Raw genomic sequence first — 14,952 nt, 5'->3', positions numbered from 1 at the left:
TCGAGGCCAGACCTTTACATCCTTCCATTTCAAAAACCCACGGTAGCGAACGAGAAGGCCGAGCGACCCGACCACGAAGCCCGGCCGCGGCCTTGTTCCCTTGTATCGGCCCGGCGACCAACTCCGTGGGACCCACGAGGATTCCGCGACCTCCGGTCCAGCCCTTCAGCTCCCTGTGTGCTGTGTGGATCATGTGGTTAGGTGAGAGTCATTGCAGCAAACGGGTGAACGCACTGGGAGGACGTCAAATTATATGGCCGTAGTTCTCATCATTTCCCCCCATCTCGATGATGCCTGCCTCTCCTTCGGCGCCCAGATGGCGAGATACACCTCTGCCGGACACCACGTCCTTGTCCATACGGTCTTCGCCGGTTCGCCGGTCCCGCCCTTCTCTTCGTCGGCAGACCGGTACCACCGCGCGTGGGACATAACAGGGGACCCTGTAGCCCCTCGGAGAGAGGAGGACCTACGCGCGATGCAGCTTCTCGGTGCCACCTCATCGCACGGCGGCTTCCTGGACGCCATCTACCGGAAAGACGAACAGGGCGACTGGCTGGTGCAGCCCGGCTCCCGACCGCACACGCGTTTCATGCCGGCAGAACCTCACCTTTCGGAAGCCATAACCGCCCGCATCACGGCCCTCGTCGAGGAGCATGCTCCCGCCCTGGTGGTTACCGCGGCGGCGGTGGGAACGCATGTGGATCACCAGCGGGCCAGAGACTCGACGATCGCCGCCTGTCGCGCGACCGGTGTCGAACTGCGGCTCTGGGAAGACCTCCCCTACGCCTTGTGGACGAATGAGATGTCTCCCCTACCTGACAGAACGGCGCTGACCGACCGGCGCATCGCTGCGTGTGGCGAAGAGGCCCGGGAACACAAGTACCTCGCCGCAGCCGCCTACGCGTCCCAGCTCCCCGGTCTCGTCTACGAAGGAGCCGGTCTGTTCGATCTCCTGGATCGCCGGTGGTCAGGCCTGGCGGATGAAGAGCCGGAGGCCCCCTACGGCGAGGTTGTGTGGACGGCGACCGCCACATCCGGACAGAGCTGGCGAACCGATGCGGACGCGCGAGAAAGAGATCCCTCCGATGACCCTTGCCTCTGACCGCGGCGCCCGGGTGCCCGGCCTTGGCAGGAGCCCTGTCCAGATCTCCTGTGCAATCATGGCTCACCCGCGGCGCGAGGCCGAGGCCGCGGTGCTGGCAGCGCGACTTCCGGAGCTTCGCCCCGCGGTGGTGCTCGACCCCGATCCTGATGGGCCGCCCGGATCACTACGCACGGCGGCTGCGGCATGGTCGGCCGTCCCGGGCTGGTCCAGTCACCACCTGGTCCTCCAGGATGACGCCGTTCCGTGCACCGACTTCGTCGCGGTATTGGAGCAGCTTCTCTCACACCACCCCGGCCTGCCACTCTCCCTGTTCACCGAGTGGGGGTCCGCGACCGCCACCATGGTCCGGTGGGCGGCCCTCGGGGGTGGAGGGTTGGTTCGGTGCGTGGACCAGTACGTGCCCACGGTCGGCCTGGTCCTCCCCTCCGCGCTCGCTCACGAGCTGGGAGACTTCGCTCGGGCATGGCCCGACACGCAACTCCCGGATGACGTCGCCGTCGCCCGATTCCTTACGGAACGAGGGACTGCCTCCTTCGCCACGGCTCCAAACTTGGTGGAGCATGATGGCGACACAAGCCTGGTGGGCAACGCCGGGCCGATGGGATTTCGGCGTTCCCCCTGCTTGCGGCTGGCCGGTGATCAGCCCGCGCCCGTCGGCATCCTCGAAGCCCCCTCTCTGGTGCCCCTCATCAGTGCCCCCAGGGGACGCGCGGTAGCGATGCGTTGGGACACCGTCCATCAGGCACATGCCGGATACACGACGTTGCGCCCGGAGCTGGAACGTGCGGGGTTGGCCCACCTCGCCTTGACGGAGGCTCTTGACAGGTGGCTTGCGTCAATTCCCGGGGAGCGACTGGAAGCCGCCCTCGGCTATGGCTTCCTGCATGAGGTGTGGTCCGCTGCGGCGGCCCTGGCTGCTTTCATGCCGACCATGGATGGGAAGAGCTCCGGCCACGACCTGGGGCATCGCGCGCTGGAGACGGTGGCACCCGGCGGTCTCCGCACGCTCGTCCCGGCCACAGTGACCGACCGCTCGCTCCGCGCCGACCTGGCGGCCCTGGTCCGCGGCGGGTTCGCTCTGAGGAGTTTCTGACACGCGTGCGGCCGGAGGGGGCCGTTCGAGCGGCCCGGCCCCCTCCGGCCATCCGTCGACACTCTGGCTCACGAAGCTTCTAGCCCGCCCGCATGCCGGACGGCAGGAAGTTCAACCAGTCGGCGAAGAGGTCACCTGGAGGTTCTCAGCTCCCCAGACCATGCCGGTGAGGACGATAGAGGCGAGATCATCCCGGAAGCGGAGAAGTTCATCGACGTCGACGAAGACGCGAAGCGCGCCGGGGATCAGAGTGGCCAGAGCTGCCGCCACAGCCGGATCGTCCAGACCGGACTTGAGGCTCGCAACTGACTCCGGCCACTCATGGCGCTGAACCGCGCCCATGGCCACGGCGATCAGCCATGCGGAGTACAGGCGTGCCTCCGAGGCGATGTCGAGCACTCGGCTTCCTGCCTCGGCTGCACGCACGGCCTCGGCGAACACCCCCTGAAGGCCGGACTCGGCGGCTCCCCAGTGCAGGAGAGTCGCCAGCGTGGGACGTTGTGTCGCCGGTACGTCATGCGTGGTGTCGACGATCAGAGGCATGCCGTTGTTCCAAGCGAAGAAGGGCATCTGCCGGGGCACATCAAGCACCGAGGCGTCGAGCCGCACCGGCGGCGTGCCGATGAAACTGACCGCACGCCGAGCACCGTGGCCGGAGTTGCCTGTGATGCTCGGCAGGTCCAGGTGTTCGACGAGGTTGGGAACGGTGACCAGCGCCTGCGTCTCCGTTGCGCGAACGAAGCGCAGGACGGCCTGGTCGTCTGCTTCACCTTCACGCGCCTCGCTCTTGAGGAAGTCCCCCAGGCGCACGGCCAGAGCAGAAGGCAGACTGAGGGCGACCGTCGGCATGTACGGGTTGATGACGGGCACGGCACTCACCCCGGTCAGCGCCGCCCAGCGTGCGAGCACCGCGGTGCGTGAACCCCACTCGACGAAGTAGCTGAGCGCCGCGTCGCCATGCACGCCGACCGCCTGCTGAACGCCGTCGAGCAGTCCTTCCGACACCTCCACGTCGTCCTGAAGGACCAGATGATGTGTCGAATCGCGGCCCGCCGCCTGAGCGAAGGCCACTTGGGCGCTACGCAAAGAAGTACGGGGCCCTTCGGGCCATGGGTCCACAGCAAGTCGCACGTCTGCGTGGGAGCCCAACCGCCGCTGCACCCGCAACGCGGCATCCATCCGGTCCGGATGCGTCATCACGGAGACGGACAGGCGAAAGTTCTCGGAATCCTGGTTCGTCATACGTTGGTCCCTTTTGTTGGCGTCACCGCAATGCTAGCAACCTATTTCCTCAACAAGGTTTCATTATATGTGCGCTCTGAAATTGGTTTTCACACCTCGGGCTTATCTGCTCGAACGCCATCAAAGACGGACAGCGAGGTAGTGTTGCACATCGCGCTTGATCAGCGGCACCATTGACGACACAGGAAGTCCCTGGCTAGTCTTCTGACTCCCTGATCACCGGTCGCCCAATTTTCTACAGGCGGTCACTTTCATAAGCACGGGATTAGCTCGGGGGGTGGGGTTTGCCGAATTCTTTGGATGCGCCACAGCAGCCGGTTATCGAGGTGCGCGATCTGACGAAAGATTTCAGGCGCCCTCATCGCAGGAGCGGTAGGTTCTCAGCAATCCGCACTCTTCTGACAACGAGATACGAAGTGGTGCGGGCGGTGAACGAGATCTCGTTCACCGTCCAGGCCGGTGAAGTTGTGGGATACATCGGCTCAAACGGGGCCGGGAAATCGACCACGATCAAAATGCTCACGGGAGTGCTCGGCCCCACGGCCGGCACCGTACTCGTTGACGGGCGCCGTCCGTCCGAAGCGCGCAAGGAGACGGCCCGGCGCATCGGCGTCGTGTTCGGGCAGCGGAGCCAGCTGTGGTGGGATCTGCCGCTGGTGGAGTCCCTCGAACTCATCGCCGACATCTACGGCGTCGAGCCGGATCGGTACCGGCACAACCTGGCACGGATCGACGGGGTGCTCGGGCTGTCGGAGTTTCTCACGACTCCCGTGCGACAGCTGAGCCTCGGCCGCAGGATGCGAGGCGACCTGGCGGCCGCGGTGCTTCATGACCCGGCTGTTCTGTTCCTGGACGAGCCGACGATCGGACTCGACGTACACACCCGGGACCGGGTGATCGACTTCGTTCGGCTCATGAACGAGGAGCAGGGCACCACGGTCGTGCTCACTACGCATGACCTCGCGGACATCGAACGGCTCTGCAGCCGGGTCATTCTCATCGACCACGGCTCCGTCGCGTACGACGGGACGGTTGAAAGGCTGAAAGCCGCATACCGTGCTGAACGCACGCTGACAGTGGCCTACGACGTCGGGCCGGCGCAGAACACCGGCACCACGACCTTCGCCGTCGGCCAGGCCCTTGGCCCGGGCACGGTGGTCGAGAGCGTGCCAGGCCGTGTCCGCATCCTGCTGCCCACCAACGCCTCCGCTGTGCCCTCCGTGCTGGCGGACGTGGGGGCGCGGTGCGCGATCACTGATCTGTCGATCGCCGAGAACAGCCTGGAAAACGTGGTGAAGGAGCTGTACACGGCCGAGGCCGGCTTCGAGGTGCTTGCTGCGGCACGGGAGACGGACCGGTGAATCCCCCACTCCTGCTACGCGCGGCCCGTTCCGTCGCGAGGGGCCGGATTCGCGTCGTCTTCACCCACCGCACCAACGCTCTGGCAATCGCCGCGGGAGCACTGCTGCAGATCGCGCTGGTGAACGCCGTCTGGCGGTCCGCATACTCCTCCGCCCCCACGCCGCCCGACCGTCCGCTCGACTCACTTCTCCTCTACGTGACTGTCGCGGGCCTGCATGCCTGGCTCACGTCAGAGTCGGTGGTGATGTACATGCAGGTACGCGTCAGCCAGGGCACCTTCGTCTTCGACCTGCTGCGGCCCGTTGGCTACCTGACCCAGATGGCCGCCCAGCAGGCCGGATTCATCGGAGCGTCCCTCGTACTACTCCTCCCCGCGCTGCCCTTCGCCGTCATCTTGGGCACCCTGCACCCTCCGGGGAGCACCGCGGTCGCGGCGCTGTACGGCGTCAGCCTCCTCTTGGGGCTGACCGTCCACACGCTGCTGTCCTTGCTGATCGGCCTGAGCGGGTTCTGGACGATCAAGACGGACAGCGCGAACCTGCTCTACCGAGTGATCAGCCAGTTCCTCGCCGGCACATTCGCCCCCCTGTCGATGTTTCCCGGCCGGTTGCGGGCAGTCGCCGAACTGCTTCCCTTCCAGTGCACCACCTATATCCCCGTAGAGGTGTACACCGGAGAGGCCGTCGACCGGTCGGGCCTGAGGTCCGTAGGACTTCAGATCTGCTGGGCGTTCCTGCTGGCCATGACCGTGTACGCCGTCTGGCGCCGGGCTGCCAGGAAGGTCGTGGTCCAGGGTGGTTGACGAATTCCTTCGCACCGTCCGCCTCGCCTGGCGCATGGAGCGAGCCGCGTTTCGCGGAGAGATGCAGTACCGGTCGAACTTCCTGGCCATGGTGGCCCTCGGCATCGTCTATCAGGGTGCCGGCTTCGGCATCGTCCTCGTGGTCATGCATACAGTCAACGCCATCGGCGGCTGGTCGCTGGGGGAACTCGCCTTTCTCTACGGACTGCGCATGCTGGCCCATGCGATCTGGGTCCTCCCCCTCGGGCATCTGTGGTCCCTCGACCAAGCCGTGCGAGAGGCGCAGTTCGATCGGTACCTCCTGAGGCCCCTGAGTCCTTTCGTCCAGTTCCTGACCAGCCGCGTCCAGCTCAACGCCTTCGGGGACCTCCTGGTGGCAGTCATCGTGCTCGGCTACTCCTTCACGCTCGTCGACATCCACGTCACCGTGACCGTGCTGCTCTATCTCGCGACGGCTGTGTGCGGGGGCGCCTTGATCGAGGTATCGGTCCAGATCGCGCTGGCGTGTGCGGTGTTCCGTACCCTCAACACCTCTGCGCTGCGAAACCTGGCCGACTCGGTGTTTGGCGTCCTCGGGAGCTATCCACTGACCATCTTCTCCTCGTTTTCGCAACATGTTCTTGCCGCCACACCCATTGCATTCGTTGCCTATTTCCCTGCGGCGCTGGCACTCGGCAGGACCGAGTTTTCTCTCGTGCCTCGATGGTATGCGGCACTATCACTTCCTGTGGGAGTCCTCATGGCCCTGGCCGCAGCTTCCGTGTGGAGATCGCAGATGCGCCACTACCAGAGCGCAGGGCATTGAGTGAGCAGATGCCTGTCCGAGGATTGACATCAAGGGGTAATCGTGTCTGAAACTCTTCAAACGTCTCCCTATCTCACACATCTGTCACCCGGTGAAAAAAGCCCCATCCGTTACCTGACGGACACATTCGGTCCCAGCGAACCATTCGGCTTCCCAGCCCCCGAACACGCGCGTTTCGGGATCGTGGGCCTCGACCGCAACGTCGTCTGGGAATCCGACAGCAGGACACTCGATGTGCTGCGGCACTGCGCCGCACAACCGGTTTCCAGGAAGGAGGTGTGCGCGCGCTGGACAGCCGCACTCACCGACGAGCTCGTCGCGCGAGCCTGGCTGCAGCCACCCGACCAGTTGTGCCGCGAATACCACCTTCGCAGTGGAGAGATAGAGGTCACCGCGCACTGCAACTGGGGTTGCCGATTCTGCCCGGTCGCCACCGACCCCAAGCCCCGACGCACCATGCCCATGGATCTGTTCGAGGAGATCGTGGCCAAGCTCGCCGATCTCGGGACGATCGAGTACGTCACCTTTCACTTCTTCAACGAGCCCACGCTCGACAAATTCTTCACCAGCCGACTGGCGGTGCTGCGCCGGTACGGCCTCGAACTCGCGCTCTACACCAACGCCAGTGGGCTGACGCAGGAAAAGATCGACGCCTTGGCGGACGGCGATGTACTGCGGCACCTCATCGTCAACATGCCGAGCGTCGATGCCACCGACTTCGCCGCGCTCACCTCGTCCCGGCTCTTCGACCGGACGATGACCAACGTGGACGCGGCAATCGCGGCAGGCTTCCGCACCCAGATCGTCGTCAACGGTGTCGGCGCGGACCAACAGCGCAATCTGCTCCAGATCACGGACCGCTACGGCTCCCGGGGAGCGGAGGTCGTGCCCACGATGACCTGCGATCGCGCCGGCGACGTAGGCGATCACACCTACCACCAGGGCGTGAACGCCGGGGGCCGACTCAGTGGGTGTGGATGGCCGGTGGCTCACGGCAACTTCAGCGTGAACGGCGACCTGTTCCTGTGCTGCAACGACTACTACCAACGTGAAACGTTCGGGAACATCCGGGACGGCTCCCTCGACTCTCTCATGACCAACGAGAAAGCAGTGCGGCTGCGGCAGCGGGTATTCGGGGTCTCGGCCGCGGCCGACGACTTCATCTGCCGACGGTGCCACAACCAACGGCTCGACTTCGCCGGCCGGGAGTTCCGACCGATCGCCACCTTCGGATGAGGAGTTCCACAGTGACAAGCCACGCCGAGAAGAACCGCCCCCTGCGAATCTGGTACGTCTCGGGGCAGCGGCTGTGCAACTTCGACTGCTCCTACTGCGTCTCCACGGGTACGTGGTCCAAGAGCCGTAAGTACGACTGGCAGGACCCCGGTGACCTGGAGAGGTTCCGCACCATCGTCCGCTGGATCGGTACCCGCCCCCAGCACGTGTCCGTCAGGCTGGGCAGCCTGGGCGAACCCTTCGCCTCGCGCGATTTCCTGGCAGAGGCGGGCTGGCTCACACGGCAGAGCACCGTGCGCTACGTGGAGCTCGTCTCGAATGGCTCGCTCCTTGAGCGACGTCTCCCCCGTCTCGACAGGGACGCCAATCTCGCGAAGCTCTCGCTCTGGCTGACCTACCACGACGGCCAGATCCCGCTCGACCGTTTCATCAGGAACGCACGGTTCGCCCAAGAAGAGTTCGGCTGCTTCGTCGTCGTCAACGCACTCCTCTTCCCCGACAACACGCAGACGGTCGAGCGGGTGGGCGAAGCCGCGCGTGCGGCCGGGCTCCGTTTCAATCTCGACCTCGGCTACGACCCCCATGCCCCGTCGGAGGAGTTCGACTACGACGCCGCCGGTCCGGATCGCGCGGTGCCCGTACTCAAGGACCCGGATGTACTGAACGAGGTGCGCAGACTCGGCGGGGAGACGGATCTGGTCCGCACCGCCTTGACAGCGCTCCGGAGTCCTTCCGGCCGACCGTGCAGTGCGGGCTACGACAACATTTTCATCGGAATCGACGGCGAGGTGTATCCCTGCTCCCGGTACCACGTACTGGAGCAGGACCGACTGGGCAACATACTGGAACCGGGATTCCGCCTCGACCTGCGCACGGAGGAATGGGCCGGATGCCATGCGTCGAACGGATGTTGCAACAAAGAAGACTTCCTCAATCTGCGTCAGGCCAGGGGGCTGAGACCAGAAACGGTCCCGAGCCTGGGGTGGACCGATGCCTGAGGCGCGGCATCGGAGCCGGCCCCGCAATCACGCGGACAGCATGAGCTGGCGCGACTTCCGGTCCGCGGCGAGGCAGCTGTGTCTGCTGCCGATAGGGGCCGTCGAGCCCCACGGGCCTCATCTGCCGCTGAGCTCCGATACGCTGCTCAGCGAGTACTTCGCGGCGCGACTCGCCGAACGGCTGCCGGCCTTCGTCATCCCGGCGATCGAATACGGGGTGGCCACCCCTCCTTTCCGCCTCGGGGGGAACTTTCCCGGCGTCATATCGATCAGTGGAGCCGCGCTGACCCACGTGGTGGCCGACGTCCTCCAGTCCCTGGCCGGAAACGAAGTCCGTGACATCGTCATGGTCAACTCCGCCATCGACAACCTGAGCTTCCTGTGCGAGGCAGCCCGAGAAGCCCGCGAGCACGACCCCCGACTCCGGATCATGATCGTGCACTGGTGGGACGTCGTCGGGGAAGAGTTCCGCGACTCGCTCGCTGCGGAGACCGGGGTGGCCCGTGCCGACGACCACCACGCGGCGATGGTGGAGTCGAGTCTGGTCATGCACGTGGCACCGGACGCCGTTCGACCGGAACTGGCCCACAGCGGCGGCGAGGATCTTCAAGCCGGAGATACGGTGCGGCGCACCTCATACCACATGTTCCCGCTCCCCGCGGAGTCTGCGACGCGATCCGGCATCGTCTACCGCGCCGACCGCGCCAGTATCGAAATCGGCGAGCGCGTCGCCACACAGGTCACACGCAACATGACCCAGGCGATCCGTCTCGAGTTCGGTCTACCCGCTTCCGCGGACGAATCCCACCCCCCACTCCTGGAAGAAGACTGATGACCGCCCCCACAGACGACTTCCACTATGTCTTCTCTCCTTCATCCACCTACCCCCGGCCTTTCGCCTACCTGGTCGACCGTCAGGCGCGCATCGTCCACGCCTGGAGTTCGACAGTGGATCAGGCCGATCCGTCCACCGAACCGGCCTCCTATCTCAGGGGCTGGAACCACGTCGAAGTGGGGCCCGACGGCAGCCTGTACGCCCTCGTCCCGCTCCACTCAGTACTCCGACTCGACGCCGACTCACAGGTGATCTGGCGAGCCGACGTTTCGGCACACCACGACCTGCACGTGGACGCGGCCGGCACGGTGCGAACACTCGGCGAGGAACCACGCCAGGTCATCTGGCGCGGGCGCCCGCTGACGATCCTCGACAACACGGTCGTGGTCCTGGATTCCGAAGGCCGCCAGCGAGCGGTCCACTCCCTCTACGAGATTCTCTCCGCCGACGCCCGCCTCGGACCGCTGGTCGGCGCGGCGCTCGACGCCCGCTTCCTCCGCTCGGACCCGGACGACTGCGAGAGGGCGCTCGCCGCCCTGGGGCCCACGGCCCCCCGGCGGTCACGTCTGGCCGCACTGCGCGACCTTCCCGGCGCACCGAGTGACCTGCTGCACGCCAACACGGTGGAAGTCCTCGCCCCGCACCCGTCGGGACTGTGGCCCGAGGGGGCGGTCCTCGTCTCGCTGCGCAACCTCAACCTCGTGGCGGTGCTGGACCTGGCGCGCAAGAAGGTGCTGTGGTCGTGGGGGCCGGGTGTGCTGTCAGGGCAGCATCAGCCCTCGATGCTGCCGAACGGCAACGTGTTGATCTTCGACAACGGCAAGGACATCGGGCGGTCCCGCGCCGTGGAGTGTGATCCTTCGTCCGGTGCCGTGGTGTGGGAGTACCTCGCCACCCCGGCGGAGTCACTCTTCTCCCAAGTCGCCGGCGGATGCGAGCAGCCCGCCGACGGTCACGTGCTCATCAGCGACGCACAGGCCGGAAGGGCGCTCGAAGTGACACGGGACGGCGCCACCGTATGGGGCTTCGAAGTGGAGCGTCTGGACGGCCGAGGAGCACGGTCGCGTGCGGCGTTCTACCGCGTCGCGTCTGTACCGGGGCGCGTGGCGCGGCAGGTGACCAGCTCCCGCAGTTCGGCATACGAGAAGGTCGCCCGGGCGGAGCCCGGCCTCTCGCTCAAACTCACCTGATGTGTCCGGGCCGCTTCACCGGCGGCCCGGACACAGCGACTGAAAGGTCAGCTGTGATCAGCGTAGTCATACCCACCCTGAACCGACTGGGGCCTCTGCGCCGAGCCCTGAGGAGTGTAGGCCGCCAGACCTACCGTGACTTCGAGGTCATCGTGGTCAACGACGGAGGTAAGTCACCGCGGCACGTGGTCGAAGAGTGGCGCGGTGAGATGAACATCGCGTTGTTCGAGCTGGAGGCACCGCAGGGTGTGTCCCACGCACGCAACGTGGGGGTATTGTCCGCCCGGGGCGAGTACGTGGCCTTCCTCGACGACGACGACATCTTCCTCCCGTGCCACCTCGAGCGCGCGCACCAGGAGCTGTCGGCACACGACGTTGAAGCGGTTTACGGAGAAGCCCTGGTCGGGGACCGTTGGATGGAGGCACTGCCCCGAGTCGCGGAACACACTCCCCTCAAGAACTTCGAGTTCGACGCCCGATACCTTCTCGTCGCCAACTTCATTCACACCGGCTCCCTCGTCGTGCGCAACTTCGCCGACACACCTGCCCGGTTCACGGAGAAGCTGGCGCATTGCGAGGACTGGGACATGTGGATGACCCTGCAGGAGGAGCTGGGCTATCGATTCCGCTTCACCGGGGCTCGCACGTCCATTTACCATCAGGTGGCACTGGGCAACAGCACAGTTCAGGGCGCGTACCAGCTGAGCCCCACCGAATTCACCCGAGCCCGAACCTGGCTCTACACCAAGTGGGCCACGGACGATCCAATGATTCAGGAATACCGCACCTGGTTCCGGGAGTTCGACCGCAGGCTCGACGCCCGGATCGCCGCATCATCCTCCTTGCCCAAGCATGCGTTCGACCGGGCGCTGCGCGCCACCCACGAACCCTTCCGAAAAGGGGAGAAGCCGGACCTGGCGTGGCTCGACCTCGTCTTCGCCGCATAGCCCGCCACCTGTCGCTTCCCATGCAATGCGAGACCCTGGCGTCTCATCGACCTGCTGAGAGCGATAAGAGGCGCTTACCCTTCCGCTACTCCTTACCGTCTCGGCGTACGGCCAAACGGAAGGCGATGAAACCTGGCTCTCGCGAGAGAGTCTCATATTCCTGTGGATGAGTCTCTGCCATTGCGCGGACGGGCCGCGTTTCCGTCAAGCGCTCAACCATGAAACCCGCTTCCCAGAACTCCGAGAACCAGGATTCGAGCGGCTGGCGCCAGAATTTGCTGAGCATTCCGCACGACCACTGGTCCTCGACGAACTTCTCTGCGAAATAACTCCCTCCGTCCATCGCCCAGTCTGCCGTGGGGTGACTCGTGGAAAGGATGAGCTTGCCCTCCGGGCGCAGTACCCTGCGCAGCTCGCGCAGACAGGCGACCCGGTCAGGGACGTAGTGGATGACCAGCGCCATGATGGCCGCATCAAACGCACCGGAAGGGAGCCAGTCCAGGGGGTGCGCCAAATCGTGCTGCTTGATGACGGCGCGTGATCCAAGCCGTCGGCGGGCGAGTGCCACCATGTCCCCGCTCTGGTCGAATGCCGTCACCGCAGCGCCGCGCGCCACGAGTTCCCTGGCGTACAACCCAGGACCGCAGCCGGCATCCAGAACGGCACGCCCGGCGACGTCGCCCAGCAGGTCGAGCACCGCCGGACGGTCGTAGTTGGCGTTGTAGGCGTTTCCTGCCGCGGCCTCTTCGAAATCTTCCGCATACCCGTCATACGGTATGACATTCTCTGTCCCCATGCGCAACAGCCTATCCAAGATCGCACTCCATGGGTAGGGTACGAATAGCGACCCGGGCGTTCTTGAATTGATCGCGCGCGAAACCTTCCTCCACAGGTGTCCAGATGCGTGGGACGACCGAAGGGGCGAATAACTTTTCGGTGGATCCCCCATCGAGCAGACGCAGTGAGGTTGGGCCAATGTTGCACAATGGCGGATTCGTGAAACTGCCCACGCTGGCCGTTATCAGCGGGCCGCCCGGTACCGGCAAGACAACGCTGGCCCAGAAGGTCGCACAAGAGCTGGGCTGTCCCGCGATCATTCGCGACGAGATCAAGCAGGGCATGGTTCTAACCGCACCTGATTACCGCAGTGGTGGTGCCGACCCCTTCAATTATCGGACACTCGACGTCTTCTTCGAGGTGATGGCGACGCTCCTGAGAGCAAGGGTGACGGTGGTGGTCGAGGCGGCATTCCAGGATGACCTGTGGAAGCGTGGCCTCGAACCTCTTTCCGAGATCGCGCGGATTCGCGTCGTGCGCTGCACTACGTCATCAGCCCTTGCCCAGGAGAGGATCGTTGAGCGCGCCAGGAGCTCCGCTCATCGGTCCGCCCACGCGGACCAGGAGTTGCTTGATGCCATCTCCGAGGGAAAGTTCTCCTACGACCGGTTCGAGCCCATCTCCCTCAGTGTGCCGACGCTGACAGTGGACACCTCGAACGGTTATCAGCCGAGCGTGCAGCACATCGGGGATTTCCTCAAGTATTCCGAGTAACCGAGCCTCTTCCATCCTGTGCTGAGGGGTGAAATGGGCTGGTCAGCTGGTGCGGTGACCAGACAGGGCCCCTCGTCGTCGGCGTGGGGATTCCACTCATCACACCGGCGACCGAAGGGGCCTTGGTGGCCCCGTACCAAGCCATGCTCGACATCCCTACACGAGCTCGTCGAGCATGTTTCCTGGTTGTTGTACGAGCACCGCTGTACGAGCACCGCTCGAAGATCAAAACTCGTTGGAGCAGGCTCGGTTGCTTCCAGCAGGCGCTGCTCGTCCTCGTCCATCTGTGCAAGAACGAGACGTTTGCCCAGCTCGGAGCGAGTTTCGGGATATCCCAGGCCACCCGCTTTGGCGGTACGCCGACGAGACCATCGGGGTGCTCGCATCCTGGGCCGGCTGAGAGCCCGGGCGAACGCGCCTTCGCGCAGGTGAAGACCTGGCCTCTGCTTCGGCGGGCCAGATGCTCCACCCGCTGCATCAGCACCATCGCCCAAGCCGTCCGCACGCCGCCTTCATCCACGTTTCAACACGAGGGCACAACAAGACCCATTGAGCAGAGTCTGCCCAGGCGCCTCCACGAACTACCCAGGGGTACGACCTCCCGACAGCCTCCGGCAGCGGAAACGGCCTCGCCTCTGCGACCTTCTCCTTCTTCCGGTACGCGGCCTGGTCTCCCCCGCTGGGAAGAACGCCCGTTCTGGCCCTTACACCAGGTAGTGGCGGTTGCAATGAGAAGAGCGCGCCTCGCTCTCGACGACCGCGTCCGAGTGGACACGGGAGGCCAGGACCAACGCCTGTGCTCCCTTCTGGATCCGATCCTTCTCCGCGTCGGTGAAGGAGAACTCCTCGGCCAGGTCCTTCCAGGAGACGACCTGCGGGTCCTTGAGGTGATCAGTCACCGTGCCCCGTCCTCTCCGTCGATTCGCTTGAGATGTTCCGCGTACGCCTGCTCCGCCCGGGGTACCGCAAGGCTGTACCAACCCGACCAGTTGGCGGCCTTGTCGCCACCGACCAGGATCACGGCTTGGCGTTCGGGTCGAACACGAACACCAACCGCACTTCCGTAGTTCCTGCGGAGCCGGGACGGAGCTCCTTGAGGTTCGGCAACACCGAGCCCTTGATCGTGTCCACCAGAGGCCGGCCCAGCACGGGACCTTCCTCCTGAGGGGCAGTGATCGCCTGGCTGGCCTGAATCAGGGTGTCGCGGTCAGTTTTGCGCAGATCATGAAGCCACGAAAGAGCCGGAAGCCACAGTTACCCACTGACGTGATGAGTGACCTCGGCGCCGGGGCACACCGGCTCCCGAAGGCGGGCGACCCGCGTGGCCGGAGCGTTCTCATCTTCTCAACCGCCGCCCTCCGCAGGTCCCCACGTGACCACCCGCAGCATGGCTCGACCGCGGACCCCTGGGCGGACACACGCCCGCACGACCCGGGAGCGATCGAAAGGGCTCCGGAGACCGGGACCGCACTTGCTCGCCGAGTCCCACAACCCGGCCTCAGCGGCCGTGGGACCGTTCATGACCCTCCCACGGAAACGGCCGCACGAAGGTGCAGGTCCCAGCCGTGCAGAGCCGGTCTGCTCACCCTCAACGCCGCGTTCGCTGCACCTCTATGCAGCGAACGCTGCACGGAAAACGCCCTCGGAAAACGCGTATCCCCAGGTCAGAACGATTCTGCCTGGGGACGCTCGGTGGGGCGGGTGGGACTCGAACCCACGGCCGACGGATTATGAGTCGCCAGGTTCCAGTCTGGCTCACTCCGGATGACTCTGGAAGCCCTGTAAA

At 65.1% G+C, this 14,952-nt stretch carries 15 protein-coding genes and 1 pseudogene; 12 read left to right on the top strand and 4 right to left on the bottom strand.

Annotation, left to right across the window (positions count from 1 at the left end; translation table 11 throughout):
* The first annotated feature begins 253 nt into the window (after positions 1-253).
* Complete coding sequence (locus ACFYPN_RS00080; protein WP_358760969.1) at positions 254-1,102, top strand: PIG-L family deacetylase; 849 nt, start codon at positions 254-256, stop codon at positions 1,100-1,102.
* 934 nt (positions 1,103-2,036) lie between these two features.
* Positions 2,037-2,198 carry a hypothetical protein gene (locus ACFYPN_RS00075; RefSeq protein ID WP_358760970.1) on the top strand — a complete coding sequence of 54 codons (162 nt, stop codon included), beginning with the start codon at positions 2,037-2,039 and terminating at the stop codon, positions 2,196-2,198.
* A 111-nt stretch (positions 2,199-2,309) separates the two neighbouring features.
* Here the strand turns inward: ACFYPN_RS00075 and ACFYPN_RS00070 are convergent, their stop codons facing one another.
* On the bottom strand, positions 2,310-3,440 hold the full coding sequence (locus ACFYPN_RS00070; protein ID WP_358760971.1) for a hypothetical protein: 1,131 nt from the start codon (positions 3,438-3,440) through the stop codon (positions 2,310-2,312).
* A gap of 296 nt (positions 3,441-3,736) precedes the next feature.
* Between ACFYPN_RS00070 and ACFYPN_RS00065 the strand changes: the two genes are divergently transcribed.
* The 8 genes from ACFYPN_RS00065 to ACFYPN_RS00030 are packed head-to-tail and all read left to right on the top strand — an operon-like array spanning position 3,737 to position 11,615.
* The gene (locus ACFYPN_RS00065; protein WP_389296276.1) at positions 3,737-4,801 is read left to right on the top strand and encodes an ATP-binding cassette domain-containing protein; all 1,065 of its coding nucleotides are present in this window, start codon (positions 3,737-3,739) and stop codon (positions 4,799-4,801) included.
* Entirely contained in the window at positions 4,798-5,604 is an 807-nt protein-coding gene (locus ACFYPN_RS00060) for an ABC-2 family transporter protein (RefSeq protein ID WP_358760972.1), read from the top strand. The genes ACFYPN_RS00065 and ACFYPN_RS00060 overlap by 4 nt, the downstream gene beginning before the upstream one ends.
* Positions 5,597-6,409, top strand: a complete 813-nt coding sequence (locus ACFYPN_RS00055; protein ID WP_389296275.1) for an ABC transporter permease — start codon at positions 5,597-5,599, stop codon at positions 6,407-6,409. Before ACFYPN_RS00060 ends, ACFYPN_RS00055 begins: the two co-directional genes overlap by 8 nt.
* Before the next feature lie 42 nt (positions 6,410-6,451).
* Positions 6,452-7,645, top strand: coding sequence for a radical SAM/SPASM domain-containing protein (locus tag ACFYPN_RS00050; RefSeq protein ID WP_389296274.1), 1,194 nt, complete (start codon positions 6,452-6,454; stop codon positions 7,643-7,645).
* Positions 7,646-7,656: 11 nt separating this feature from the next.
* The gene (locus ACFYPN_RS00045) at positions 7,657-8,643 is read left to right on the top strand and encodes an SPASM domain-containing protein (protein WP_358760975.1); all 987 of its coding nucleotides are present in this window, start codon (positions 7,657-7,659) and stop codon (positions 8,641-8,643) included.
* A gap of 40 nt (positions 8,644-8,683) precedes the next feature.
* The gene (locus ACFYPN_RS00040; RefSeq protein WP_389296273.1) at positions 8,684-9,475 is read left to right on the top strand and encodes a creatininase family protein; all 792 of its coding nucleotides are present in this window, start codon (positions 8,684-8,686) and stop codon (positions 9,473-9,475) included.
* Positions 9,475-10,668 (top strand): arylsulfotransferase family protein, encoded by a 1,194-nt coding sequence (locus tag ACFYPN_RS00035; protein WP_358760977.1) that lies wholly within the window; start codon positions 9,475-9,477, stop codon positions 10,666-10,668. Before ACFYPN_RS00040 ends, ACFYPN_RS00035 begins: the two co-directional genes overlap by 1 nt.
* A gap of 53 nt (positions 10,669-10,721) precedes the next feature.
* Positions 10,722-11,615, top strand: coding sequence for a glycosyltransferase family 2 protein (locus tag ACFYPN_RS00030; RefSeq protein WP_389296272.1), 894 nt, complete (start codon positions 10,722-10,724; stop codon positions 11,613-11,615).
* Positions 11,616-11,700: 85 nt separating this feature from the next.
* Here ACFYPN_RS00030 and ACFYPN_RS00025 read toward each other — a convergent pair whose 3' ends face one another.
* Entirely contained in the window at positions 11,701-12,411 is a 711-nt protein-coding gene (locus tag ACFYPN_RS00025; protein ID WP_358760979.1) for a class I SAM-dependent methyltransferase, read from the bottom strand.
* Between the two features lie 200 nt (positions 12,412-12,611).
* Between ACFYPN_RS00025 and ACFYPN_RS00020 the strand changes: the two genes are divergently transcribed.
* Positions 12,612-13,166 (top strand): AAA family ATPase, encoded by a 555-nt coding sequence (locus ACFYPN_RS00020; protein WP_358760980.1) that lies wholly within the window; start codon positions 12,612-12,614, stop codon positions 13,164-13,166.
* Positions 13,167-13,249: 83 nt separating this feature from the next.
* A pseudogene (locus tag ACFYPN_RS00015) lies at positions 13,250-13,560 on the top strand (transposase family protein); the annotation flags it as partial.
* A gap of 310 nt (positions 13,561-13,870) precedes the next feature.
* Here ACFYPN_RS00015 and ACFYPN_RS00010 read toward each other — a convergent pair.
* Entirely contained in the window at positions 13,871-14,065 is a 195-nt protein-coding gene (locus ACFYPN_RS00010; RefSeq protein WP_358760981.1) for a hypothetical protein, read from the bottom strand.
* Positions 14,066-14,183: 118 nt separating this feature from the next.
* Positions 14,184-14,342: a type II toxin-antitoxin system RelE/ParE family toxin gene (locus ACFYPN_RS00005; protein ID WP_389296561.1), complete on the bottom strand. Its 159-nt coding sequence runs from the start codon at positions 14,340-14,342 to the stop codon at positions 14,184-14,186.
* Positions 14,343-14,952: the final 610 nt, after the last annotated feature.

It is taken from the genome of Streptomyces sp. NPDC005576 (assembly GCF_042871745.1).
Classification (GTDB): Bacteria; Actinomycetota; Actinomycetes; order Streptomycetales; family Streptomycetaceae; genus Streptomyces.
The sequence above is the reverse complement of the archived record's forward strand: the minus strand, read 5'-3'. Positions and strand labels throughout refer to the sequence as shown.